The sequence below is a fragment of the Jiangella mangrovi genome (genome assembly GCF_014204975.1).
In the GTDB taxonomy this organism is placed as follows: domain Bacteria; phylum Actinomycetota; class Actinomycetes; order Jiangellales; family Jiangellaceae; genus Jiangella; species Jiangella mangrovi.
In genome coordinates this window covers 5070966-5094840 of record NZ_JACHMM010000001.1, presented here as the reverse complement: position 1 = coordinate 5094840, position 23875 = coordinate 5070966, and the positions used below count along the sequence as shown (strand labels likewise).

Below are 23875 nucleotides of genomic sequence, written 5' to 3'. Positions count from 1 at the left end.
CCCCCACGGCTTGACCTACTTACTTTGTAAGTCTAGCGTTACTTACTAAGTAAGTCCGACGAGGGAGCAGGGACATGAGCAGTGACGGCATCCGCAGGGTCTGCGTCGTCGGCGCTTCGGGCAAGCTCGGGCAGTACCTGGTCCGGCAGGCGCTGGACCGCGGTTACGAGGTCGTCGGGGTCTGCCGTGAGCGCAGCGTCGCGAAGCTCGACGCGTTCGCCGGCCGCATCACCGTCGTGCCCGGCCCCACCAACGACCCCGCCGTGATCGGAAAGGCCGTGGCGGGGTGCGACGGCGTGCTGACGGTGCTCGTGCCGTGGGGCGTGCACCAGTACTCCTCGGGCACGGCGCAGGCGGTGCTCGACCACGCCGACCCGGGCGCGCGGCTGGTCTTCTCGTGCGGCTGGCACGTCCCGCGCGACGAGAACGACCACTACACCCGACGGTTCCGGGCGACGGTCCGCATCACCTCGCGGCTGGCCAGGCTCGCCCGCGTCATCGACGTCGACGACCAGGTCGAGGCCGCCCGGCGCATCTACGCGAGCGACCGGCGCTGGACCCTCGTCCGCGCCAGCGACCTGGAGGAGGGCGAGAGCCAGGGGCTGCCGGTCTGGCGCCGCCACGTCGGCGACCCGGTGCTCGCCAGCAACCTGACCCGGCGGGTCGACTTCGCGCTGTTCATGATCGAGGCGCTCACCGACGACTCCCTGATCCGCGAGGCGCCGGCCATCGTCGGCCGGCTGGCCCCCAGCGCCCAGGGCGCCGCGACGACGTCTCCCTAGCCGGCCACCTGGCCCCGGCCAGCAGTCGATGGGCCGCCGCCGTCGCGAGCATGGTGCCCGCCGCGACGAGCCAGAAGGTGCGAGGGCCGTGCGCGAGAGCTGCGCCCATGAGCGGCGGCCCGACGGTGAGGGCGATGCCCCAGGTGATGCCGTAGACCGAGAAGTAGGCGGCCTTGGCATCCGCCGGCGCCAGCCGCGCCACGAGCGTGGAGGCGTACCCGAGCAGCAGGCACTCGCCCAGGGCGATGACGACCGCCGAGATCGTGTAGCCGGTGAGGTCCGGGAAGGTCCCGGCGACGGCCAGGCCGGCCGCGACGAGCAGGTACCCGCAGACCATGCGCCGGTCCGGGTCGGCGTGACGGCGCAGCACTGGCTGGCCGGCCAGGATGACCAGGGCTCCCAGCGCCGCGAGCAGGCCCGCCTCGGCGGGTTCGCGACCCGCGGCCGCGAGGGCGAACGGCAGCGCCATGGGGACGGCCAGGTAAACGGTGGCGAAGGCAGTGCCGGTGACCGTGAGCGCGAGGAGGCGCCGGTCCGTCCAGGGGCGCGCCCGCGTCGACGGGTCACGGGGGTGGCGCGGTGTCGACGGCATCGCGGTGGCGATGAGCACGGCGCACGCGAGCGCCGTGGCCGCGTCGACGGCGAACAGCCAGGAGAGCCCGGCGCTGCCCACCGCCGCCGCGATCAGCCCTGCGACCAGGCCGGCCGCCGACAGCGTGACGGCGAGCAGCCCGTAGGCGGCAGGAAGGAGCGGGTCGGGTGTGACGTCGGCGATCAGGCCCTGGCTCGCCGGCTCGTAGATCTCGAAGCACAGTCCCAGCAGGACCGCCCCGGCCAGGGCGACGGCCAGGCTGGGTGCGACGGCGACGACGAGCTGGGCGCCCGCGGTCCCGCACAGGCCGATCACCACGGCTGCCTTCGACCCGGCCACCGCGACGAGGCGTCCGCCGAGCAGACGCGACACGATGGTCGCCGCCCCGAAGGCGCCGACGGCGAGGCCGGCGACACCCACGGATGCGCCGTGGTCCTGTACCAGGAGAACCGCGAGGAACGGCATCGAGAAGGCGCCGAGACGGTTGACGAATCGGGCGGCCAGCAGCACCTTCACGGTCCTCGGCAACGTCATGGGCATCGACCGTAGAGCCGGTGACTAGACTGTTCAAATGCGTTTTGACAGTCACGTGGTGGACCTGCTGACGATCGCCGCCGAGCTCGTCAACGCCCAGACCTGCGACCATGCCGGCGGCCGGCCGGCGCATGCTCCGACGGGTCCTGGCCTCCGCGACGAGCTGGGCCGGATCCTCGTGCGGGACGAAGGGCGGCCCGTCGTCGAGGACCGTGACGTGCGGGTGCTCGCCCGCTTCGCGCACGACGCACGGCGGATCTTCGAGGCGGCGGCCGACGAGGACCTCGGCTCGGCGGCGGTCGCGACCAACGCCCTGCTGTCCTGGGCTCGCCCGATGCCGAGGCTGGACCCGCACGACGACACCTGGGACATGCACTTCCACGGCCCGTCCGACCGGCTCGGCGACGGCTGGGCCGCGGGTTGCGCGGCCGCGCTCACCATGGCCCTGGGCAGCGCGGGAGTCGGACGGCTCGGCGTCTGCTCCGCACCGGTCTGTGATCGCGTCTATGTCGACCGGTCGAAGAACGGCACCCGCAGCTTCTGTGGCCTCACCTGTCAGAACCGCGTCAAGAACGCCCGGCACCGCCAGAGCCGGACGACCTAGGCGAGCAGCCGCCGCGCGGTGTGCTGGTCGGTGACCAGAACGTCGATCCAGCCGCCGCGGATCGCCCCGCGGATGGCGTCGACCTTGAGCGGCCCGCCGCCGACCCCGATGCGCCGCGGCACCTGCCGCAGCGCGTCGGCGCTGATGCCGAGCACGCGGTCGTGCAGCCCGGAGTGGACGGGGGCGCCGTCGCCGTCGAAGAAGTTCAGGCAGACGTCGCCGACGGCGCCGCCGGCGGACAGCGCATCCAGGTCCAGCGCCGGGAACGCCGGGCCGGACGGACGGCGCAGCGGTGACGTGCTCATGCTGCCGATGCCGAGCAGCACCGTCGTCAACGAGTCCCACGCCGCGACCGCGCGGGAGATGTGCGGGTCCGCCAGCAGCCCGTCGCGCACCTCCAGGGACGCCACGACGCCGGGCGCGACCAGGTAGACGGGCTCGGCGCCGGTCAGCTCGGCCAGCCGGTCGGTGAGCCGGGTCGCCTGCACCTGCACGGCCGGGTTGCCGATGGCGCCCAGTATCTGCACCACCACCTCGGCCGAGCGGGCGGGGACCGGCGCCATGGCCTCGACGACGGCGAGCAGCGAGAGCGACCGCGACGAGATGCCGATGCGGTCGCCGGGCAGCAGCGTGCTCTCGACGTACGCCGCGCCGGCCGCGCCGACGGCCCCCAGCACCGACGCCTCGTCGTCGGACTGGGTGCCGGCGATGACGACGTCGCGCAGGCCGTACCGCTCGCGCAGCGCGTACTCGAGCTCGGCGAACACGCCGGGCGGGGTGACGACGACGGTGCGGACGACGCCGAGGCTGACGGCCTCTTTGAGCAGTCGCGACACCTTGGACTGGGTGACGTGCAGGCGGGTCGCGATGTCGGGCTGGCGCAGGCCCTCGACGTGGTACATGTGCGCGACCTTGAACAGCAGGGCGAGGCGCTCGGACGGGATGCTCGGCACCGCGGCGACTCTACCGACGACGGCGGATTCAATCACTTGAGCGCTCCCGCCGTCATGCCGGCGATGAAGTACCGCTGCAGGAACAGGTACGTGACGATGACCGGCAGGCAGGTCAGCGTGACGGCGGCGGCGATGGCGGCGCGGTCGGTGTTGTACTCGCCGACGAAGAACATGATCCCCGACGCCACCGGCCGCAGGTTCTCGTGCTGGCCGTAGAGCAGCGGGATGAGGAACGCGTTCCACGTGAACATGAACTGGAACACCGCCAGCGACAGGATGCCGGGCCGGGCCAGCGGCAGCATGACGTGCCAGAACACCCGCAGTTCGCTGGCCCCGTCCACACGAGCGGCGTCGCGCAGTTCGCCGGGCAGGCCCAGGAAGAACGCCCGCATGAGGAAGACGCCGAACGGCAGCCCCAGCGCCAGCGACGGCACGATGATGCCCCAGTAGCTGCCCAGCAGCCCGAGGTCGCGCACCACGTAGTACTGGGGGATCATGATCGACTGGAACGGGACCATGACGCCCAGCAGCATCAGCACGAACAGCAGGGTCGTGATCTTCGTGCGCACCAGCGTCAGCGCGTACGCCGCCATCGACGCCAGCAGCACCACCAGCGGCACCACGAAGGCCACGTACAGGAACGTGTTGCCGAGGTAGGCGCCGAACCGGCCGGTCACGAACGCGTTGTAGTAGTTGTCCCAGTTCAGCTCCGTCGGCAGGCCGAACGGGTCGCGGCCGATGTCGGCGGAGTTGCGCAGCGAGGAGATCCAGATCCACACGAACGGGCCGACGAAGACCAGCGCGGCCCCGATGAGCGCGGCGTAGCGCAGCGCGGTCCAGCCGCCGCGCCGAGGCCGATGGGGCGACGGCGTCAGCTCGCGGTCCGCGGGTGGTGCGGTGAGTGTCGGGACGGCCATCGTCACACCTCGCTCGTTCGCTCGCGCAGCCGCACGAAGACCACGGTCACGATCAGGCAGATCATCGTCAGCACCACCGACAGCGCGGCGCCGTAGCCGACCTGGTTGTCGGCGAACGCGTTCTGGTACGTGTACGTCGCGATCAGCTGGGTGCTGTTCTGCGGCCCGCCGCGGGTCATCACCCACACCATGTCGAAGGCCTGGAAGTTGTGGATGAGCAGCAGCGACGTCACCAGCGTCACGGCGTGCGACAGCTGCGGCACGATGACGTGGCGGAAGCGCTGGACCGCGTTGGCGCCGTCGACCTTCGCGGCGTCGAGCAGCTCCGCCGACACGTTGTTGAGCGCCGCGGAGAAGATGACGAACGAGAGCCCGATCGACGCCCACACCGACGCGGCCAGGATCGCGTACACGGCGACGTCCGGGTCGCCCAGCCAGCCGCGCTGCAGCGAGTCCAGCCCGACGGCGTCGAGGATCCGGTTGAGCACGCCGAAGCTGGGATGGTAGATCCAGCCCCACACGATGCCGACGACGACGGTCGGCAGCACCTGCGGCATGAAGTAGAGCGTCCGGAACACGGCGAACCCGCGGCCCGTGCCCCAGGCCAGCAGCGCCAGCCCCAGCGAGACCGCCAGCGACGCCGCCGTCCCCAGCCCCACCCAGAGCAGGGTGTTGCGGACGCTGACGCCGAACAGCCGGTCGTCGAGCAGGTCGGCGTAATTGGCCAGCCCGACGAACGTCTTGACCGGGTTGACGCCGTCCCACTCGTGCAGCGACAGCCAGACCGACTGCACGAGCGGGACCAGCACGAACACCAGGTACAGCACGACCGCCGGGATGAGGAACGCCGCGGCCAGCCGGGCCGCCGGGCTCCACGCCCGCGGCGACCAGCGGCGTCGCCCGGGCCGCCCGCCCGCGGCCGGTGGACGCGCCGCGGGCGGGGCCGCCGGTGGCGCGGCGGTCCTGCTCACAAGCCCTCCTCCCAGGCCGCCTGGAGGTCGTCGGCCTGCTGCTGCGGCGTCTTGTCGCCGGCGATGATGGCCTGGAAGCCCTCGGTCATCATGTTGAGGAACGGCGCCGCGGCGAGGCCGTGGTTGACCTGGTAGCCGAGGTTCTTCTCGGGGTCGCCGTCGCCCGACGCGGCGGTGGCGATGCGCTGCTGCAGCTCGTTGGTGTCGTAGGCCGACGAGTCGAACTGCACCGGCGGCACCAGCTGGGCCTGCTCGACCCAGATCGCCAGCGCGTCGTCGCTGAACACGTACTCGAGGAAGTCCTGCGCGACCTCCGGCTCGTTGGCGCTGGCCGACAGCCAGAACGCGCCGCCGCTGCCGGCGGAGTAGACGCGGTGCTCGCCGTTCAGCGACGGCAGCGGCATCATGCCGAGCTCGCGGTCGGGCAGCGCCTCCGCATGCGTCCCCGTCGCCCACGAGCCGTTGACCAGCAGGAACGCCTGCTCGCCGGTCCACAGGTCGGTGGCGTCCTGGGCCTTCAGCGCGTTGACGTTCTCGCCGAACACGCCGGCCTGGTTCCAGTCGACGAACACGGTCTGGATGGCCTGGACCATCTCGGGGCTGTTCCAGGCGCCGTCGTTCTCATAGACCAGCTTGCCCAGCGCGTCGCTCTGCATGATGTTGCACGCGACCTGCGAGAACAGCCAGAACGACGTGTAGAAGTCGCCCTGCCCGTAGGCCACGGGGACGATGCCCAGGCCCTTCGCGGTCTCGGTCAGCGCCAGTAGGTCGTCGAGGGTCTCGGGGATCGTCAGGCCGTGCTGGTCGAGCAGCGACTTGTTGTACCACCAGCCGCTGACCTCGGACTCGTTCGGCAGGCCGTAGAGGACGCCGTCGAACGTGGCCTCGCGCAGCGCGAACGGCGCGATCGACGATGTCCAGCCGGCCTGCTCCGCGATGTCGTCGAGCGGCGCCAGCAGCCCGGCGTCGACGAGGATGCCGGCGTTGCCCTTGCCGACGGAGTAGTAGACGAGGTCGGGGCCGTCGCCGGACGCCATGGCCGTCTTCGCCAGCGCGGTGAGCTGGTCGTACTGGACGATGTTGCGGTCGACGGTGACGCCGTCGTTGGCCGCCGAGAAGGCCTCGTTGATCGCGTCGAACGAGGTGTTCACGGGCTCGGTGGTGAACGAGTCCCAGACGGACAGCGTCGACTCGCCTTCGGCGGCCTGCTCCTGCCGGCCGAAGCCGCAGCCGCTGAGGGCGAGGCCGAGGCCGCCGGCCACGGTGGCGCCGAGGAAGGAGCGCCGCGAGAGGTGGGTGCTGGTCATGGGGAGTCTCCCTTGACTCGACGGGGGTCGGGTGGCGTGTGGGGCGCCGGGGTCAGGCGCGGGGGGCGAGATGCAGGGTTTCCGCGACGCGCCGGACACCGAGCTCCGGACTCGTCAGGACGGGGACGCCGCCGGTGTCCAGGCCCGCGGCCGCACCGGCCATGGACGCCTGGGCGAGGACGACGACGTCGTGACGTGCGGTCTGCGCGAGGACGGCCGCGGCGACGAGGGAGTCGTGCGTCGCGCGGTCGCCCGAGCTGACGGCCGCGAACGCGCCCTCGACCAGGACCTCGTCGAGGTCGATCTCCACGCCCAGGAGCGCCGCCCGCTCGCGCAGCAGCGCGGCGGTCGGGGCGAGGGTGGTCGGCAGGGTCGCGACGACGGCGACGGACCGGCCGGCCTCGACGGCGCGGTCGGCCATGGCCTCGTCGATCCGCAGCACCGGGATGCCCAGCTCCTGCTGGAGCGCCACGGCGAAGCCGGAGATCGAGGAGCACGAGAACACCAGCGCCTCGGAGCCGGCGGCGACCGCCGTCCGCCCGAGCGCGCTCAGCCGGCCGGCGACGTCGCGGCCCTCGGGATCGGCGCCGAGGTCCGCGACGATCTTGTCGTCCAGCAGGTGCTGGACCTCGACGCCGGGCAGGTGGGTGGCCGCCAGCTCGGCGAACACCGGGATCACGACGGCCCCGGTGTGCAGGAACGAGATCCGCGTCATGGCTGCTTCCTCCGGAAGTGGGTGAGCTGGGTCAGTGCAGGAGCGGGAGCCAGACGGACATCTCGCCGGGGCCGCGGTTCCCCCAGACGGCGTACGGGACGAGCGTGACGTCGACGGGTCGAGGCGCGGTGTCGCCGAGGTCGGCGAAGAGCCGCCCGTCGGGGACGGAGACCGGGATCGTCGCCGCCCGGCCCTCGAGCAGCACGTGCCCGGCGAACTGCCCGTCGCCGGCCCGCTCGGTCAGAACGGCGTCGCGGGGCAGGTACACCGTCTCGATGCCGGTGCCGGCGGGAAGGTCGGCGGTCTCGACGCAGTAGACGACCGGCCCGCGGGCGACGGCGACCTGGTTGGTCGCCTCTTCCACGAAGTGGTGCGCCGCGACCAGGCGGGGCCGGATCGGCAGCTCGACCACGATGGTGTTCGCGGTCCACGTGCGGTCGATGACGGCGTACCCGTGCTCGACGGCGTCGGCGGGCTCGCCGTCGACGCTCACCCGGGCGCCGGGCGCCCAGCCGGGGATCCGCACCCGGATCGCCCCGCTCACCGGCGCCGACGCGCGGACGTCGAGGCGCACCGTCCCCTCGGCCGGGTACTCCGTGGTCTGCTCGACGGTCACGTCGACGCCGTCGAGCCGCGCGGTGACGGTGCCGGCGACGTATTGGTGCACCCACAGGTCCCGCTCGCCCTGCGAGGCGACGTAGTAGGGCAGCTCGGCGATGAACCGGGCCACGTTCGGCGGACAGCAGAAGCATGCCGTCATGAACTCCTGGCGGACCCGCTGCTCCGACGGCGGCGGCGTGCTGTCGGTGGGGTTGCCGGCCCGGCGCAGCGCGTACGGCAGCGCGCGGACCTGGCGCAGCGGGTTGGTGTAGAAGTACGTCTTGCCGTCCAGGCCGATCATGGCCGGCAGGGCGTTGTAGAGGACCCGCTCGATCTCGTCGGCGTACTTCGCGTCGCCGGTGAGCGCGAGCATCCGCCAGGCCCACATGATGAGGCCCAGCGACGCGCACGACTCGTTGTACGCCGTCGTGTGCGGCAGCTGGTAGGCGCGGCCGTAGGCCTGGTGCACGCGGGTGACGGACCAGAAGTCCTGCGCGCCGTCGGGGGAGGCGCCGTCGTACAGCGCCCCGCACCCGCCCGTGAGGTAGATCTTCGTGCCGACGAGGTCGTCCCACATGCTTTCCAGGGCGGTGCGCATCTCGGCGTCGCCGGTCTCGAGGACGTAGTCGGCCATGCCCGCGTACAGGTAGTTGGCCCGGACGGAGTGGCCGACGGCCTTGCGCTGGTCGCGCACCGGCAGCACGTCCTGGTTGTCGTCGCTGCCCTCGCGGCCCTTGCCGCCGTGCAGGTCCAGCAGCGCACCGGCGAGGTCGAGGTACTGCCGGTCACCGGTGGCGCGGTAGACCTCGACCAGGCCCATGTAGTGCGACGGGCAGATGTTGCAGTCGGCGAGCGTCGCGGGGTCGGCGTCGAGCACCGAGCGCAGGTAGCCGGCCACGTTGGTCGCCAGCGTCAGGTAGGCGTCGTCGCCGGTCATCCGGTGGTGGACGCAGGCCAGCGTCATGAGGTGGCCGAAGTTGTAGGTCTCGAAGTCCATCCGCCGCTGCAGCGGGCGCAGGTCGCCGCCGGTGCGCTCGGAGATCGTGGTCTTCGTATGGACGTAGCCGTCGTCCTGCTGGGCGGCGGCGATCGCCTTCGCGGCCCGGCGGATCCAGTCCGAGAACGGCGACTCGCCGCCGGCCTCGCCGTCGACCACGACCGCCGCCTCGAGCCACTTGTAGAGGTCGCCGTCCATGAACGGCGGGCCGACGTGCGTGCCCTCGACCTCGCCCGCGGCCACGAGGAAGTTCTCGTAGGCGTGGGCGATGTCCGCGTCGAACATGATCTCGCCCATGGTCGGGATCGTGACGGCGAGCGCCTGGTCGCGCAGCCGGGCGAGCGGGCCGCCGCCGGTGATCGCCGCCGACCGCGGCCGGAGCGAGGTCATCGTCGCGAAGGGACTGCTGCTGGTGTCGGTGAGCATCCGTGTCCTTCAGAGTCGTCGGGGCCGGGCGGTGCGGACGTCGTCGAACAGGTCGTCGTGGCCCTGCTGGCCGCCCTTGAGGACGACCTCGACGGGCCGGTCGAACGGGGCTCCGCTCGCGTGGCAGAGGGCGACGTTGCCCCAGGGCAGCGCGGCGACCGCCAGGGAGTCGGCGCCGAGCCGGCGCAGCACGTTGCCGGAGGTGTCGCCGCCGCAGACGATCAGCCGGGTGCGCGGGTCGCGGGCCAGGCAGGCGGCGCCGATGCGGGCCAGCCGCTCCTCGATCTCGCTGCTGGTGGCCGTTCCCGTGCCGGGCGTCGCGGGCCGGGTGGTGTGCACGACGACGTCGTCTCCGGCGGCGTGCAGGGCGACGGCCTCGTCGACGGCGCCGGGCGTGAGCAGGTGGACGGTCGTCCAGCCGGCCCGCTCGGCCGCCACCACCTGCGCGGCCGTGCGCGGCGAGCCGCTGCCGCTCAGCACCAGCGTGGGACCGGGCGACGGCGTCGTGCTCGTGGGTGGGGGCGTGGCCGCGCGGCCGAGCGCCCGGCCGATGCCGAGGCTCAGTCCGCCGGCGCCGAGCACGAACGGGGAGTCGCCCGCGAGGACGGCCCGGCCGATCAGCTCGAGATGCTCGTCGGTGAACCCGTCGCAGACGACGGCGGCATCGTCGCTCTCCTGCCAGAAGCGGGCGACGGCGTCCGCTCCGGCCTCGTACGCGGTCCAGGGCAGCGACCCGACCGGCAGCGCCGTCTGCGCGCCGAGGTGCCGGGCGAGGTCGGACTCCGTCATCGGCGTCACCGGATGGGTCGACATGGTCGGCTGCCGGTCCAGCCGGTATACCCGCTCGCCGTCGCGGGCGAAGTGGTGGCCGAAGACGGTGTAGCGGCCGAAGTCGGGCTGGGCGAACAGCGCCGGGACGGTCGCCGGGCCGAACACGTCGCGGGCGATCTCGAGGACCCGGCCCAGGCTCCCCACGGACGGCGAGGAGTCCGCCGTCGAGCAGGCCTTGTACTGCACGACCGGGACGCGCAGGTCGCGCAGCAGCACGAGCGCGGGCCGCACCTCGGCCTCCAGCTCAGCCGTCGGCAGAGACCGCGCGACACCTGCGATGCCCACCACGTCCGGGTCCCCGCCCAGCGCGCCTTTCACGCCGTCGGCCGAGGTCACCAGGACGCCGTCGCACCCGGCCCGGCGGAACTGGACCAGCGCGTCGACAGAGCCGGTGAAGTCGTCGCCGTAGAAGCCGGCCGCGGTCATGGCCTCGCCCCGAACTGGGCGAGCGACGCCGCCAGCGCGGGGGAGCGCTCGGCCCGGTCGGCCAGCGCCTCGCCGGTGACCGCGGCGTCCCACGCGTCGCGCATGGCCGTGACCCCGGCGCCGGAGCCGCCCGGGTGCGCGTGGATGCCGCCGCCGGCCAGCACCAGCAGGTCGCCGGGGTCGCCGACCCGCGCGTACGTGACGTCGGCGATGGCCGGCGTCTGGCCCGACGAGAGCACCGGCACGACGTGGTAGCCGCCGAGCAGTGGGGCGCGCACGTCGGTGATGGACGCGACGACCTCGTCGTCGGTCTCGTAGAACTTGTTCGCGATGCCGTTGGTGTGCAGGTGGTCGACGCCGACGAGGCGGGCCAGCTTCTGGAACACTCGGAACGCGATGCCCAGCTGCGGCGACCGGGCGAACGCGCCGAACATCGCCCGGTGCCCGTGGATGGGCAGCTCGGACCGCTCGCGCAGGTACTGCACCCCGGCGAAGCCGACGGAGTTGATGACGATCATGACGCAGCTACCGCCCGCGGCCCGGACGAGGTCGTGGTTGCGGGCGAGGTTCGAGATGTCGTCGGTGATGTTGAACGCGTACATCGGCATGACGCCGGTGCGGTCGGCGGTGCGCTTGAGCACGTCCATGACGACGCTGACCCGCTCGGCCAGCGGGAACCCCGGCGGGTTGCCCTGCAGCTCATCGTCCTTGATGAAGTCGATGCCGGCCAGCGCCAGCTCCTCGACCAGCTCGGCCAGTTCCTCGGGGCCGAGGCCGATGCTCGGCTTGACGATGGTGCCGATGAGCGGACCCCGGTCGCCGCTCTTGCCGACGAGCCGCTTGGTGCCGTCGACACCGAAGGCCGGGCCGGCGTAGACGGAGCCGAAGACGTCGGGGACGTCGAGGTCGACCAGCCGCAGCTCGCCCAGCTCGCGCAGCTCGAACAGGTTGCCGGCGACGGCGGCGAGCAGGTTGGGCACCGACGGGCCGAAGTTGACGACCGGGAACTCGACGACGATGCGGGAGCGGCGGGCCGCGGACCAGTCGCCGACGGCGCCGGGGAGCGGCGGGCGGCCGCTGAGCGGCAGCTCCTCGATGGACCGGACGGTGGCGGCGTGCCGGGCCTTCAGCTCACCGGTCTCGCGCGCCACGGCGACGAACGTGCCGCTGGACTGCTCGCCGGCGATGACGGCGGCCGCCTTCTCCAGGGGGAGCGCGGTCGCGATCTCGTACGTCGCCAGGACGTTCACCGTCACGCTGCCTCCATTGGCACATCTCAGATGGTGCATATCTATGCGCAAGCGCATGTTCGTGCAGTGACCATACAGTCGGGCCAGGGCTCGCGCAAGTGGTCAGACCATAGGAGTAGGTTCGCTCTCGTGACCTCCGTCATCGACCTCGACGCACTGCGTGCCGCGGTGGGATCCGCCCAGGTCAGCGAGCGCATCGCCGACCGAGCGCGGATGGCCCACGACGCCTCGCACTATCTGCTCACGCCGGCCGCGGTGGTGACGCCGTCGTCCGTGCCCGAGGTGGCCGCGCTGCTCGCGACCGCGCACCGCGACGGTGTGCCGCTGACGTTCCGCTCGGGCGGGACCAGCCTGTCCGGGCAGGCCGGCACCGACGCCGTCCTCGTCGACACCCGCCGGCACTTCGGTGGCGTGACGGTGCTCGACGACGGCGCGCGGGTGCGGGCCGAGCCGGGCGCCGTCGTGCGCCGGGTCAACGCCGCGCTGGCGCCGTATCGCCGCCGGCTCGGGCCCGACCCGGCCAGCGAGGCCGCCTGCACGGTGGGCGGCGTGGTCGCGAACAACTCCTCCGGCATGACCAGCTCGACGACGGCGACGGCGTACCGCACGCTGGCCGGGCTCGAGCTGGTGCTGCCCAGCGGGACCTACCTCGACACCGCAGCGCCCGAGGCCGACGGGCGCCTGGCGGCGCTGGAACCGGCGCTGCACGCGGGACTGGCGCGGTTGCGTGACCGGCTGCGTGCCGACACCGTGCTGCGCGGGCGCATCGAGCACCAGTTCTCGATGAAGAACACCATGGGCTACGGCCTCAACGCCTTCCTCGACCACGACACCCCGGCCGACATCCTGGCCCACCTGGTGGTCGGGTCCGAGGGGACGCTGGCGTTCGTCGCGTCGGCGACGTTCGACACGCTGCCGGTGCTGCCGCACGTCGCGACGGCACTGCTGGTGTTCGACGGCATCGACGCCGCCGTCGACGCGCTGCCCGCGCTGGTCGGGGCCGGAGCGGTCGCCGTCGAGCTGATGGACGCGACGTCGCTGCGGGTGGCCGCCGCCGACCCGGGTGCGCCCGCGGTCATCCGGTCGCTGCGCATCGAGCAGCACACGGCGCTGCTGGTCGAGGTGGCGGCGGCGTCCGATGTGGAGCTGGCGGCGATGGCGGCCGGCGTCGGCGCCGTCGTCGACCGGCTGCCGCTCAGCGTGCCGGGCGGCCTGTCCTCCGACGCGGGCGAGCGGGCCGCCGCCTGGCACGTGCGCAAGGACCTGTACGCGACGGTGGCCGGTGCCAGGCCGCAGGGGACGACGGCGCTGCTCGAGGACATCGTCGTGCCGGCTGCGTCCCTGGGGCCGGCCGTGCGCGACCTGCAGACGCTGTTCGACCGGTACGCCTACGGCGACGCCGTCATCTTCGGGCACGCGCGCGACGCGAACCTGCACTTCATGATCACGCCGCGGCTCGACGACCCGCGCGAGCTGGACGCCTACGCCGCCTTCACCGAGGACCTCGTCGACCTCGTACTCGGCGCCGACGGCTCGCTCAAGGCCGAGCACGGCACCGGGCGCATCATGGCGCCGTACGTCCGCCGGCAGTACGGCGAGGAGCTGTACGCCGTCATGCGCGAGGTGAAGGCGCTGTGCGACCCGCGCGGCGTGCTGGCGCCCGGGGTCGTGCTCGACGAGGACTCGCAGGCGCACCTGCGCCACCTCAAGACCGTGCCGCCGGTCGACCCCGCGCTCGACACCTGTGTCGACTGCGGCTACTGCGAGCCGGTGTGCCCGTCGCGCGGGGTCACGACGACGCCGCGACAGCGGATCGCGCTGCTGCGCGAGATCGCGGTGGCGCCGCCCGCGGTGCGCGCGGAGCTGGAGAAGGAGTACGAGTACCTCGCCGTGCAGACCTGCGCGGCGGACTCGCTCTGCGTCACCGCGTGCCCCGTGAAGATCGACACCGGGCAGGCGATGAAGGCCCGGCGGGCCGACGGGTTGGGGCCGGTGGCGCAGAAGGCCGGCTCCGTCGCCGCTCGGCACTGGGGTGTCGGCGTGGGTGCGGCGCGGGCCGGGCTTCGGGTCGCCTCGGCGCTGCCCGACTCCGTGGTGTCCGGGGCGTCGTCGCTGGCCAGGGCCGTGCTGGGGACGGAGTGGATCCCGTCGGCGGACGGTGGGCTGCCGGGGCCGGGCCGGCCCCGACCGTCGGTGTCCGTGGGCGCCGGCCCGTCGTCGGCGGCCGAGGTGGTGTTCTTCCCGGCCTGCATCGGGGCGCTGTTCGCGCCCGAGGGCGACGGCGAGGGCGCGACCGCGGCGTTCCTGGCGTTGGCGAAGCGGGCCGGCGTGGCGGTGGCCATCGCCGCCCGGACGCCGTCGCTGTGCTGCGGCACCCCGTGGTCGTCGAAAGGGCTGAAGGCAGGCGCGGCGGTCATGGCGCAGCAGGTGTTCGACGCGCTCTGGCCGCTGACCGCCGGCGGCTCGCTGCCGGTCGTCGCCGACGCCTCGTCCTGCTCGCACGGACTGGCCGGGCTGGCGTCGCTCCTGCCGTCGCCGGACGCGGAACGGTGGGCGCGGGTGCGCGTGGTGGACGTGGTCTCGTTCGTGCGGGCGGAGGTGCTGCCGCGGCTCGGGCCGGTGGCTCCGGACCGGCTGATCGATCGGCTGGTGCTGCACCCGACGTGCGCCAGCGTCCACCTCGGTGAGGTCGACGACCTCGTGGCGCTGGGCAGCGCCGTCGCGCGCGAGGCCGTCGTGCCCTCGAACTGGGGCTGCTGCGGCTTCGCCGGCGACCGCGGACTGCTGCACCCCGAGCTCACCCGCGCCGCCACGGAGGCCGAAGCCGGCACCGTCGCCGCCGCCGGGGAGGCCGACCAGTACGCCTCCTGCAACCGCACGTGCGAGCTGGGGATGACGCGGGCGACGGGCAGGCCCTACCGCCACGTCCTCGAGCTGCTCGAGGAAGCGACCCGCCCGAAGCGCAACTCGGGGAAGTGAGCGCCGGTGCCGACGGTGCGCGGGCGGGCCAGCTCGGCCCAGAGGAGCTCGCGGCTGCGGTCGGCCTGATCGGGGTCGGCGTCGCCGAACGAGTGCCACGTCGGCTCGGCCAGCTGGACCGGGCAGGTGATGGCGTCGCCGACGAGGATCGCGCGGTCGCCGCCGCCGGAGACGACGACCGCGAGGTGGCCGGGCGTGTGCCCCGGCGTCGCGACGACGTCGACCCCCGGCGCGATGGTGTGGTCGCCGTCGACGGTCTCGGCGTCGGTCGTGCCGGCGCGGAGGCCGGCCCGGACGTGATCGGCCAGCTCACCGTCGTCCTCGCCGGCGCCGAACCACACCGTCGCGGCCGGGAACACCGTCCGGCCGTCGTGGTCGAACAGCCACCCGACGTGGTCGGAGTGCAGGTGCGTGCAGACGACGTCGGTGACGTCCTCGGGTCGCGTGCCCGACGCCAGCAGCGCCGTCGGCAGCTGGCCGCCGACCAGCGCCATGCCGTCGGGCAGCTCCGTCCGCGCCGGGCCGAGGCCCGCGTCGACCAGCACCACGCGGTCGCCGGTGCGGACGAGGAAACAGCCGATCGGCAGCCAGGCGACGCCGTCGGGGCCGAAAGGGGCGGGCGGCGGATCGGGGACCGGGCCGCGGGTGAAGTACGCGGGCCGGGCGACGAAGGTGCCGTCGGACATCGGCAGCAGTTCGAGGTCGCCGATCCGCATCGCGCCTCCCGTCGTCAGCCTTGCTGGTCTGCCTGGGTCGCCGTCCGGACGAAGCTCGCCAGCTCCGCGGCCATGGGGGCCGGCTCCCAGCTGTGGAACGCGCCGGGCATCTCCTTCTTGACGCTACCCGGAACGGCGGCCAGCACGGAGGCGGCGGCGACGTGCATCTCGTCGAACGTCTCGGTGCCCAGCAGGTACTCGACCGGCACCCTGACGTCGGCGAACACCTCGGCGTGCGGGCCGGAGTCGGCCCACACCAGCGACTCGCCGTCGGCGCGGTAGCTCACGACCATGGCGACGAACTGCGGGTACATGGGGTCCTTGCGCGACTCCTCGAGCCAGACCGGCGGCATGTCCTTCATGTAGTGCGCCAGCGCGCCCTCGAGGTCGCCGGCGTCCATGCGGCGCTCGACCTCGCCGATCCACTCCGCGACGGTGCCGACGGGAGCGATGGGCGCCTCCCACAGTGCGAGCGCGGTGACGGGGAGGCCCTGTGCGGCGGCGGCCAGCGAGATGGAGCAGCCCGACGAGTGCCCGCACAGCGCGGCGCTGCCGCCGAGGACGTCCATGAGGGCGCGGAGGGCGGCGAGCTCGCGGTCGAGGCCGATGGGTGCGGTGCCGCCGTCGTCGCCGGGGATGCTCTCGCCGCGGCCGATGCGGTCGTAGACGACGGTGGCGACTCCCTGCTTGGCGGCCAGCTCGGCGGTCTCGGTGGTGATGGGGTCGATGGCGCGGAACGGGCCGGCGCCGGCGACGAAGATCAGGCCGGGGCCGTCGCCGTAGCGGTCGAAGGCGATGCGGTCGCCCAGGTCGGTGGTGAGGAACTCGGTCATGACGGGGTGCTCCTTCGTGTGCGTGTCGTCAGCGCTGCCGCAGCGAGATGGCGACGTCGTCGCCGGGGCCCTTGCCGATCGCCTTCCGCAGTGCGGCCTTGACGGGGAGGATGTGCGTCCCGTCGCCCATCGGCAGGATGGTCGTCTCGAACGGCTCGCCGTCCATGTGCCCGGCGACCTTCACCGGCTTGCGGGTGCCGAAGATCTCGGCCGAGTTCGCCACGACGACCACCACCCAGCCGCCCGGCTCGACGTCGCCCTGCGTGAGGGTGGCGGTGAATTCTGTAGCAGTGGAGGACATGGATCTCACCTCGGCTTACGCTCATACTGGACCGTCCAGTATGGCCAGACTAGACTGTCCAGTATGATGACGTCAACAGGTGGCGTCGGAAGGGGAGAGCGATGGCGGAGGCGGGCGCCCGGCCTTGGGCGCGGTCCGACGAGAAGCACCTGGCGATCGTCCGCGCGGCCCGCGAGGTGTTCCTGAGCAACGGGTACCTCGGCACGAACATGGACCTCATCGCGTCCCGGTCCGGGGTGTCGAAGCAGACGGTCTACACGCACTTCGGCAACAAGGAGGCGCTGTTCCTCGAGATCGTCGGCTCCATGACGGGCGACGCCGGCGACCTCGTCCACCACGACCGCCCCGAGCTCGGCGCCGACGAGGACCTCGAGGCGTTCCTGGTCGCGTTCGCCCAGCGCCAGCTGCTCGTCGTCATGACACCCGACCTGCTGCAGCTGCGCCGGCTCGTCATCGGCGAGGTCGGCCGGTTCCCCGAGCTGGCCAGGGTGCTCTACGAGCGCGGCCCGCAGCGGGCCATGGACGAGATCCGGGCGATGTTCGAGCGACTCCGCGACGCCGGCCGCCTGGCCGTCGACGACCCCGCGGCGGCGGCCGAGTGGTTCAACTGGCTGGTCATGGCGGCGCCGCTGAACCGCGCCATGATGCTCGGCGACGACGCCGTCCCACCCGAGGACGACCTGCGCCGCCACGTCGAGGAGGCGGTCCGGATCTTCCTCGCCGCCTTCCCTCCGCCGCACTAGATTGCGGCTCGCGTCGCCAAGGCCTAGTCGAAGGTCACCTTCGTCAGGTCCTCCGAGATCTGCCAGACGCGGGCCGCGGTCTCGGTGTCGCGCAGTCGGCTGTAGAGGCGCTGCTCCGCGGGCGGTCCGCTGAGGTGACCGAGCCCGCTGGGTCCGTAGAAGCGCCCGCCCTCGGCGTCCGGTGAGGTCGCGGCGTGCAGCGCGGGCAGCAGCGCCGTCTCGGGGGTGCCGAGCAGGATGCCGTGCCGGGACAGCCAGCGGATGAGCCGCACGTCCCGGGTGTCCTGGTCGCGGCCGAGCTCGGGGCGGGCGGCGAGCAGGTTCGTCGGGGCGACGCCCGGGTGGGAGAGGTTGCTGGTGATGCCCCATCCGCGGGCCCGGCTGCGCCGGTCGAGCTCGAGGCCGAAGTACCCGAAGGCGATCTTGGACTGGCTGTAGGCGCGCGCCGGGTGGTACGAGCGCTCCCAGTCGAGGTCGTCCCAGTTGATGGCGTTGCGGTTCGCCGCGATGCTGATCTGCGACGTCACCCGGGCACGGCCGGCGCGCAGCAGCGACAGCAGGTGGCCGGCGAGGGCGAAGTGGCCCAGATGGTTGGTGCCGAACTGCAGCTCGAACCCGTCGGCCGTGGACTGGCGGGTGGGCGGGGTCATGACGCCGGCGTTGTTGACGAGGACGTGGATCGGGCGGCCCTCGGCGCGCAGGGTCTCGCCCAGCGCGGCCACGGACGCCAGCGACGACAGGTCCAGGTCGCGGAGCGAGACGTCCGCCCGCGGGTGCCGCTCGCGGATCGCCGCGATCGCCGCCGCGCCCTTCCGCGGGTTGCGGACGGGCAGGACGACCTCGGCGCCGGCCGCGGCGAGCCGCGTCGCGAGCTCCAGCCCGATGCCGTCGCTGGCTCCGGTGACGACGGCGCGGGTGCCGGTGAGGTCGGGGACGGTGATGTCGGGGTGACGGCGTCGCATGGGGTTCTCCTCGTGGTCGGGTCACCTCGAGACTGCGGCGGTCGCGGGACGGCTACCACGGCCCGCTCATCCGGGGATCGGCGATCCGTGGCTACGGGTGCGGGCCCGGCGGTAGAAACGAAGCACCAGACGAGGGGAGACGCACATCGTGATCGATCGGGCCGGGCTGGCCGAGTTCCTCCGGCGCCGCCGCGAGGTCCTCCAACCCGAGGACGTCGGCATGCCGCGCGGGCGGCGCCGCCGGACCGCGGGGCTGCGGCGCGAGGAGGTGGCCGTCCTCTGCCACATGTCGACCGACTACTACTCGCGGCTCGAGCGCGAGCGCGGCCCGCAGCCGTCGGAGCAGATGATCGCCTCGATCGCGCAGGGCCTGCACCTCTCCCTCGACGAGCGCGACCACCTGTTCCGCCTCGCCGGCCACAATCCGCCGGCCCGGGGCGCCGTCAGCGAGCACATCAGCCCCGGCCTGCTGCGCATCCTCGACCGCCTCGACGACACGCCCGCCGAGATCATCACCGAGCTCGGCGAGACGCTGCGCCAGAGCCCGCTCGGCATCGCCCTCACCGGCGACTCGACCCGGTTCACCGGCCCGGCCCGCAGCCTCGGCTACCGCTGGTTCACCGACCCCGGCGCCCGGGCGGCCTACCCCGAGGAGGACCGCCGGCACCTCTCCCGGGTCTACGCCTCCGGCCTGCGCGAGATCGTCACCCTCCGCGGCCCGGCGTCGCGCGCGGCCCAGCTCGCCGAGCTGCTGCTGCCGCGGAGCGAGGAGTTCCGCACTCTGTGGGACGGGCACGAGGTCGGCATCCGCCCCGGCGAGTTCAAGCGCTTCCTCCACCCCGAGGTGGGCCTGCTGGAACTGCACTGCCAGACGCTGCTCGACCCCGACCAGTCGCACCGCCTGCTCGTCTACACGGCCGCGCCGGGCAGCGAGAGCCACGACCGCCTGCGGCTGCTCTCCGTCATCGGCCCGGTCGCCTCTCGAGTTCCGTGATCAGTCCCGTCGTGTGGCTCGGGTGAGCGGGTGAACGGTGTGGGATCGCTGCGCCGACGATGTGAGATCACTGTCGCGGACGCGACAGTGATGGCGCAGCGTTTCAGCAGCGATGCCACGGCGATCGCTGCATGGTGACCCGGAACGGCCCGTCGCGCCGGCGTGTCGTCGGCTCGGCCACGGTGTGGCGACGCTGCACCCGGTGGGTGGGCGAACTGTCGCCCTGGCAACAGCACCGCCACCCACGTCCGGCAGCACCGCCACACCGTCGACGCCTCGCCCGCACCGCCGGATCGCGGAGCACGCGGCAGGCACGCGCCCTCGCGTCGGGTCGAGGAGCCCTTTCCCCACACGTACGAAGAGGTCGATGATCATTGGCCGCCGCCGGCCTCGGTGGGCAGGGTCGTCCTCGATGTCGAGAGCCGGCCTCTGCGAGTCTCGAGGACGATTCTTGCCATCGAGGATGCCCACGGCCTGCGCCGCCACCGCCCACGTCACGACGTGAGACCAGCCCGCCCGCCGATCGGGGTGCGGCCGAGCAGGATCCACGTGCAGACGATGACCAGTCCCGGCCCGGCCGCGATGGCGGCCAGCCCGACGACCCCCGTCAGCACGTAGGCGACCGCCACGAGAACGACCAGGACCAGCGCGATCGTGCCGGGGATCCGCGAGACGGCGCGGTCGGCCCAGGCGAGCCAGCCGATGCCGGCCAGCGAGACCAGCACGCCGTACCAGGGGATGTACGGGCCGAAGTCGGTCAGCATGAAGTACACGTACAGGCCGTTCTCGTCGAAGTAGTCGGCCTCGTTCCCGCCGGGGCCGTAGTTGCCGAGCGCGCCCTTCCACGCGTAGCCGAAGGTCAGGCCGGCGGCCGCGACGACCAGGCCGGCGCTGACCACGCGCGCGGCGACCGAGCGCGGCAGTGCCGGCTCGACGTGGGTGCGCCACGCGGCGTGGAACACCAGCAGCGCGGCGACGGCGGCGAAGCCGACCAGGAAGCCGGCGTAGTTGCCGAAGCGGTCGATGTCGGCCATGTCGGCGGGCGAGACGAGGTAGTCGCGGCCGTCGGCCATGGCGTCCTTCTCGCCCTGCGGCCGGACGTCGAGCAGGGCGGTCGCCGCGAAGCCGAGCACTCCGGCGGCGATGCCCCAGACCAGCCAGGCGCGCTCGCGCAGCGGCGACCGGGCCGGCGCCGCGGCCGGGGCGATGGTGGGCAGTCCGTGCGTCATGGTGTGTTCCCCCCGTGGGACGGGACGGCGCGATCCGCCGTCGAGACAATTGGTCACCCTAGCAGGGTGGTGAATTTGCTGCGACCGCCGTGAGGAACCCCCGCAAGCTATGGTTAGGCTGGCCTGAGTTAGGGTCGCCTGCATGAGACTGACCGCGCGTTCGTCCCGGTTCGTCACCGTCGCGCTGGCCCTGGCGCTGGCCGCCGGTCTGACCGCCTGTGGCGGCGACGACTCCGCGCCCGCGTCCGGAAGCGAGATTGCAGGCGAGACCGGCGACGGCGCCCAGGCGATCACCGTCGACCACATGTTCGGCAGCACCGAGGTCACCGGCGTCCCACAGCGGGTCGTCACCATCGACCTGCAGTGGACCGACGTCATGCTGGCCATGGGCGTCGAGCCGGTCGGGTACTCCGTCGACTCGTTCATGCCCGAGACCGGGGTGCCGTGGCAGGACCTGCCGGCCGACGCTGTCGGCCTGCCGCTCGACGACGGCCCGCCCATCGAGCAGATCGCCGAGCTGCAGCCCGACCTCATCGTCGGCAGCTACTCGATCGCCGACGAGGGCGTGTACGACCAGCTCTCCGGTATCGCGCCGACCATCGCGGGGCTCGACGCGCAGCAGGTGACGCCGTGGCAGGACCTGCTCCGGACGGCGGGGGAGATCCTCGGCGAGCCGGACCGCGCCGAGGAGATCATCGCCGACGTCGACGGCGAGGTCGACGCCGTCGCCGCGGACCTGCCGGGCCTCGAGGGCAAGACGTTCACGCTGGCGCAGTACATCGTCGGCGACTCGATCTACGCCGTCGCCGACGAGCAGGACGGCTCGAGCGTGTTCTTCCAGCAGCTCGGCATGACGATGTACGGGCCGGTCAAGGACGAGGGCGAGTCGTCCGGCGACACCCGGATCATCGTCAGCACCGAGCGGTCGGACCTGCTGCAGGCCGACCTGCTGGCGTTCCTCGTCAACGGCGGCGACGAGAGCGACCTCGCCGACATCCCCGGCTTCGACCAGCTGCCCGGCACGGTCGCGGTGCTCGACTACCCGACGATCGTCGGGCTGAACACGCCGTCGCCGCTGTCGCTGCCGTACTCGCTCGAGCAGCTGCGGCCGTACCTCGAGGAGGCGTCCGGCGGTCCCGGTGCGGGGTGACGGCGCGCGCCCGGCGCCGCGGGTGCGCGGCGTCCGGCTGAGCTACAGCGAGCTGCGGGTGGCCGGCTGCGAGCTGGTGACGCCGCGGATGCGCCGCATCGTGTTCGACGGCGACGGCCTGGCCGCGTTCACGCCGGTGGCGCCGGACCAGCAGGTCAAGCTGTTCTTCGCTCGCGACGGCGGCGCGCCCGAGGTGCCCGATCCGCCGGCCGCGCTCGACGACGTCGCCGGCTGGTACCAGCGCTACCTCGCCTTGCCCGACGACCGGCGGCCGTGGATGCGCACCTACCCGATCCGCCGGCACCTGCCGGACGAGCGGCGCGTGGTCGTCGACTTCGTGCTGCACGGCGACGGTGACGGCGGGCATGGCGGGCACGACGGACCGGCGACGGCGTGGGCGGCCGGCGCCCGGCCGGGTGACGTCATCGGGCTGTACGGACCGTCGGTGAGCCACGTCCGCACGCCCGGCGCGCACGACTGGAAGCTCTTCGTCGGCGACGAGACGGCGCTGCCCGCGATCAGCGCCTGGCTGGAGTCGCTCGGGCCGGACGATCACGCCGTCGTCGTCGCCGAGGTCGCCGGCGCGTCGGAGGAGCAGGCGCTGGACTCCGCGGCGTCGGTCTCGGTCACGTGGCTGCACCGCGACGGCGTCCCGGCCGGCCGGTCCGGGCTGCTGCTCGGCGCCGTCCGCGCGATGTCATGGCCCGGCGGCGACGTGTTCGCCTGGGTGGCCGGCGAGGCGTCCGTCGTGCGCGAGATCCGCCGGCACCTGGTCGGGGAGCGCGGCCTGGACCGGACGGCGGTGACGTTCGCGGGCTACTGGCGCACGCACCTCGCCCAGGACGCCGCGCCGACGGCCGAGGAGCTGGCCGACTACGCCGACGACGTCGGCTCGGGCTGATCACTCCGCTCGCGGTCGCGATCGGAGCCGAGGTCGCCGACGGTGTCGCGGTCGCGATCGGAGGGTGTCGGTGCCTGCCCGTAGGGTGGGGACCCTCCCTCACGGGGCGGGGTACGGCCAACGCCGGCGCGGCCGACGGCGGCCCGGTGTGCACGCACCACGGCGACAGCCACGACCAGCGCGAACACGACGAACCCGGTCCACACCATCGCCTGCGTCGTGTTGAGCGGAGCGCCGTCGACGCCGCGGGTGCGCCCGCCGTCGCGGCCCGACGCGGCCACCACCAGCAGCGTCACCACGGTCGCGGCGACGGCGGCCCGCGCCGTCCACCGTCCGGCCAGGTCGAGGCGGCCGCGGTGCGGGCGGTGCGCCGGCGCCAGCAGCCGGATCAGGAGCAGCGCCGCGACCGGCAGCTGCAGCAGCCAGACCGTCGTGCGGAACCAGCCGTCGTACCAGACGTTGGTGCCGTAGAGCAGGGTGTGCCAGACGCTCAGCACGTAGACGACGATGATCGACGCGTGCAGCGTGCGCCACACCCGCGGCCCGAGGGCGCGGCGCGCGTAGAAGGCCAGCCCGAGCGGGACCGCCAGGTACAGCGCCAGCAGCCCGATGAGGATCGCGATCAGCCCGGTGCCGCTGCCGTACGCGCCCGGGACGAAGGTGTTCACGAACGCCGACCACGTGCGGCCCGCCACCCCCAGCCCCTCGGCGTTGCCGCGGACCTCCTCGGCGAAGAACCAGAACGCGTGCATGAACATCAGCACGACGGTGGTGAGGCTGGTCGTGCGGTGCCACTTCTCCAGCCGTGCGGGCGACACCGGCAGCCAGGACGGCGGGCTGCTCGACCGGATCATCCCGAGCATCACGGTGATCCACGCCCACAGCAGCCCGGACCAGCCGAACGCCTGGCACAGCCAGTACATCCAGTAGGTGTCGGCGCCGCCCAGCAGGAACGGCATGACGTCCACCGTCGCCGACGTGCCGGCGTCGACGCGCTGGTACAGCCAGGCGAACAGCAGCAGCGTGACGACCAGCGCGGCGCTCGCGTCGAGCCAGGCGGCCCGCAGGTCCTGCCGGAACGCCGCCCCGTCGAACCACGAGCTGCTCATGCGCCCTCGCTCTCTGCCGCCTTTGGCAAGTTGCTGACGAACTTTGACCAGTG

22 protein-coding genes are annotated in these 23875 nt (G+C 73.0%); 7 read left to right on the top strand and 15 right to left on the bottom strand.

Annotation, left to right across the window (positions count from 1 at the left end):
• The first annotated feature begins 74 nt into the window (after positions 1-74).
• Positions 75-782, top strand: a complete 708-nt coding sequence (locus HD601_RS23575; RefSeq protein WP_184826014.1) for an NAD(P)-dependent oxidoreductase — start codon at positions 75-77, stop codon at positions 780-782.
• Here HD601_RS23575 and HD601_RS23570 read toward each other — a convergent pair.
• On the bottom strand, positions 694-1908 hold the full coding sequence (locus HD601_RS23570) for an MFS transporter (RefSeq protein WP_221441242.1): 1215 nt from the start codon (positions 1906-1908) through the stop codon (positions 694-696). The two genes, HD601_RS23575 and HD601_RS23570, sit on opposite strands and share 89 nt — an antisense overlap.
• Before the next feature lie 37 nt (positions 1909-1945).
• On the opposite strand from HD601_RS23570, the gene HD601_RS23565 reads away from it, so the two are divergent.
• Positions 1946-2512 (top strand): CGNR zinc finger domain-containing protein, encoded by a 567-nt coding sequence (locus HD601_RS23565; RefSeq protein WP_184826010.1) that lies wholly within the window; start codon positions 1946-1948, stop codon positions 2510-2512.
• Here the strand turns inward: HD601_RS23565 and HD601_RS23560 are convergent.
• From HD601_RS23560 to HD601_RS23525, 8 genes are read right to left on the bottom strand one after another with little or no spacing between them, the layout of a single operon-like run.
• On the bottom strand, positions 2509-3465 hold the full coding sequence (locus tag HD601_RS23560) for a sugar-binding domain-containing protein (protein ID WP_221441241.1): 957 nt from the start codon (positions 3463-3465) through the stop codon (positions 2509-2511). The genes HD601_RS23565 and HD601_RS23560 overlap by 4 nt on opposite strands.
• Before the next feature lie 32 nt (positions 3466-3497).
• Complete coding sequence (locus HD601_RS23555) at positions 3498-4382, bottom strand: carbohydrate ABC transporter permease (protein WP_184826008.1); 885 nt, start codon at positions 4380-4382, stop codon at positions 3498-3500.
• A gap of 2 nt (positions 4383-4384) precedes the next feature.
• Complete coding sequence (locus HD601_RS35985) at positions 4385-5353, bottom strand: ABC transporter permease subunit (protein ID WP_184826006.1); 969 nt, start codon at positions 5351-5353, stop codon at positions 4385-4387.
• Entirely contained in the window at positions 5350-6660 is a 1311-nt protein-coding gene (locus HD601_RS23545; protein WP_184826004.1) for an ABC transporter substrate-binding protein, read from the bottom strand. The genes HD601_RS35985 and HD601_RS23545 overlap by 4 nt, the downstream gene beginning before the upstream one ends.
• 52 nt (positions 6661-6712) lie before the next feature.
• Positions 6713-7375, bottom strand: coding sequence for an aspartate/glutamate racemase family protein (locus HD601_RS23540; RefSeq protein ID WP_184826001.1), 663 nt, complete (start codon positions 7373-7375; stop codon positions 6713-6715).
• 31 nt (positions 7376-7406) lie between these two features.
• On the bottom strand, positions 7407-9398 hold the full coding sequence (locus tag HD601_RS23535) for a glycoside hydrolase family 127 protein (protein ID WP_184825999.1): 1992 nt from the start codon (positions 9396-9398) through the stop codon (positions 7407-7409).
• 9 nt (positions 9399-9407) lie between these two features.
• Positions 9408-10655: a four-carbon acid sugar kinase family protein gene (locus tag HD601_RS23530; RefSeq protein WP_184825996.1), complete on the bottom strand. Its 1248-nt coding sequence runs from the start codon at positions 10653-10655 to the stop codon at positions 9408-9410.
• Positions 10652-11911, bottom strand: coding sequence for a RuBisCO large subunit C-terminal-like domain-containing protein (locus HD601_RS23525; protein WP_221441240.1), 1260 nt, complete (start codon positions 11909-11911; stop codon positions 10652-10654). The genes HD601_RS23530 and HD601_RS23525 overlap by 4 nt, the downstream gene beginning before the upstream one ends.
• Positions 11912-12034: 123 nt before the next feature.
• On the opposite strand from HD601_RS23525, the gene HD601_RS23520 reads away from it, so the two are divergent.
• A complete protein-coding gene (locus tag HD601_RS23520) occupies positions 12035-14884 on the top strand; it encodes an FAD-linked oxidase C-terminal domain-containing protein (RefSeq protein WP_221441239.1) in 2850 nt (949 codons plus the stop codon).
• Here HD601_RS23520 and HD601_RS23515 read toward each other — a convergent pair.
• From HD601_RS23515 to HD601_RS23505, 3 genes are read right to left on the bottom strand one after another with little or no spacing between them, the layout of a single operon-like run.
• A complete protein-coding gene (locus HD601_RS23515; protein ID WP_184825990.1) occupies positions 14821-15600 on the bottom strand; it encodes an MBL fold metallo-hydrolase in 780 nt (259 codons plus the stop codon). The two genes, HD601_RS23520 and HD601_RS23515, sit on opposite strands and share 64 nt — an antisense overlap.
• Before the next feature lie 14 nt (positions 15601-15614).
• The gene (locus HD601_RS23510; RefSeq protein ID WP_184825988.1) at positions 15615-16433 is read right to left on the bottom strand and encodes an alpha/beta fold hydrolase; all 819 of its coding nucleotides are present in this window, start codon (positions 16431-16433) and stop codon (positions 15615-15617) included.
• Between the two features lie 28 nt (positions 16434-16461).
• Positions 16462-16734 (bottom strand): DUF1905 domain-containing protein, encoded by a 273-nt coding sequence (locus HD601_RS23505; protein WP_184825986.1) that lies wholly within the window; start codon positions 16732-16734, stop codon positions 16462-16464.
• Between the two features lie 101 nt (positions 16735-16835).
• Here HD601_RS23505 and HD601_RS23500 point away from each other — a divergent pair, with 101 nt between their 5' ends.
• Positions 16836-17477, top strand: a complete 642-nt coding sequence (locus tag HD601_RS23500) for a TetR/AcrR family transcriptional regulator (RefSeq protein ID WP_184825983.1) — start codon at positions 16836-16838, stop codon at positions 17475-17477.
• A gap of 23 nt (positions 17478-17500) precedes the next feature.
• Here HD601_RS23500 and HD601_RS23495 read toward each other — a convergent pair whose 3' ends face one another.
• Positions 17501-18439 carry an SDR family oxidoreductase gene (locus HD601_RS23495; protein ID WP_184825981.1) on the bottom strand — a complete coding sequence of 313 codons (939 nt, stop codon included), beginning with the start codon at positions 18437-18439 and terminating at the stop codon, positions 17501-17503.
• A gap of 148 nt (positions 18440-18587) precedes the next feature.
• On the opposite strand from HD601_RS23495, the gene HD601_RS23490 reads away from it, so the two are divergent.
• Positions 18588-19433, top strand: coding sequence for a helix-turn-helix transcriptional regulator (locus tag HD601_RS23490; RefSeq protein WP_425503430.1), 846 nt, complete (start codon positions 18588-18590; stop codon positions 19431-19433).
• A gap of 494 nt (positions 19434-19927) precedes the next feature.
• Here HD601_RS23490 and HD601_RS23485 read toward each other — a convergent pair whose 3' ends face one another.
• Positions 19928-20662, bottom strand: a complete 735-nt coding sequence (locus tag HD601_RS23485; protein ID WP_221441238.1) for a hypothetical protein — start codon at positions 20660-20662, stop codon at positions 19928-19930.
• A 142-nt stretch (positions 20663-20804) separates the two neighbouring features.
• Between HD601_RS23485 and HD601_RS23480 the strand changes: the two genes are divergently transcribed.
• Both HD601_RS23480 and HD601_RS23475 read left to right on the top strand, forming a co-directional pair.
• On the top strand, positions 20805-21812 hold the full coding sequence (locus HD601_RS23480) for an ABC transporter substrate-binding protein (RefSeq protein WP_184825979.1): 1008 nt from the start codon (positions 20805-20807) through the stop codon (positions 21810-21812).
• The gene (locus HD601_RS23475; RefSeq protein WP_221441237.1) at positions 21802-22713 is read left to right on the top strand and encodes an SIP domain-containing protein; all 912 of its coding nucleotides are present in this window, start codon (positions 21802-21804) and stop codon (positions 22711-22713) included. The genes HD601_RS23480 and HD601_RS23475 overlap by 11 nt, the downstream gene beginning before the upstream one ends.
• On the opposite strand, the gene HD601_RS23470 is transcribed toward HD601_RS23475, so the two are convergent.
• Entirely contained in the window at positions 22686-23822 is a 1137-nt protein-coding gene (locus HD601_RS23470) for a ferric reductase-like transmembrane domain-containing protein (RefSeq protein ID WP_184825978.1), read from the bottom strand. The two genes, HD601_RS23475 and HD601_RS23470, sit on opposite strands and share 28 nt — an antisense overlap.
• Positions 23823-23875 lie beyond the last annotated feature (53 nt).

Bases quoted from the DNA above. Each gene is read 5' to 3' on its own strand.
- HD601_RS23575 (WP_184826014.1), top strand. From the start codon at position 75: ATGAGCAGTGACGGCATCCGCAGGGTCTGCGTCGTCGGCGCTTCGGGC.
- HD601_RS23570 (WP_221441242.1), bottom strand. From the start codon at position 1,908: ATGACGTTGCCGAGGACCGTGAAGGTGCTGCTGGCCGCCCGATTCGTC.
- HD601_RS23565 (WP_184826010.1), top strand. From the start codon at position 1,946: ATGCGTTTTGACAGTCACGTGGTGGACCTGCTGACGATCGCCGCCGAG.
- HD601_RS23555 (WP_184826008.1), bottom strand. From the start codon at position 4,382: ATGGCCGTCCCGACACTCACCGCACCACCCGCGGACCGCGAGCTGACG.
- HD601_RS23545 (WP_184826004.1), bottom strand. From the start codon at position 6,660: ATGACCAGCACCCACCTCTCGCGGCGCTCCTTCCTCGGCGCCACCGTG.
- HD601_RS23540 (WP_184826001.1), bottom strand. From the start codon at position 7,375: ATGACGCGGATCTCGTTCCTGCACACCGGGGCCGTCGTGATCCCGGTG.
- HD601_RS23535 (WP_184825999.1), bottom strand. From the start codon at position 9,398: ATGCTCACCGACACCAGCAGCAGTCCCTTCGCGACGATGACCTCGCTC.
- HD601_RS23530 (WP_184825996.1), bottom strand. From the start codon at position 10,655: ATGACCGCGGCCGGCTTCTACGGCGACGACTTCACCGGCTCTGTCGAC.
- HD601_RS23515 (WP_184825990.1), bottom strand. From the start codon at position 15,600: ATGCGGATCGGCGACCTCGAACTGCTGCCGATGTCCGACGGCACCTTC.
- HD601_RS23510 (WP_184825988.1), bottom strand. From the start codon at position 16,433: ATGACCGAGTTCCTCACCACCGACCTGGGCGACCGCATCGCCTTCGAC.
- HD601_RS23505 (WP_184825986.1), bottom strand. From the start codon at position 16,734: ATGTCCTCCACTGCTACAGAATTCACCGCCACCCTCACGCAGGGCGAC.
- HD601_RS23500 (WP_184825983.1), top strand. From the start codon at position 16,836: ATGGCGGAGGCGGGCGCCCGGCCTTGGGCGCGGTCCGACGAGAAGCAC.
- HD601_RS23495 (WP_184825981.1), bottom strand. From the start codon at position 18,439: ATGCGACGCCGTCACCCCGACATCACCGTCCCCGACCTCACCGGCACC.
- HD601_RS23485 (WP_221441238.1), bottom strand. From the start codon at position 20,662: ATGACGCACGGACTGCCCACCATCGCCCCGGCCGCGGCGCCGGCCCGG.
- HD601_RS23480 (WP_184825979.1), top strand. From the start codon at position 20,805: ATGAGACTGACCGCGCGTTCGTCCCGGTTCGTCACCGTCGCGCTGGCC.
- HD601_RS23470 (WP_184825978.1), bottom strand. From the start codon at position 23,822: ATGAGCAGCTCGTGGTTCGACGGGGCGGCGTTCCGGCAGGACCTGCGG.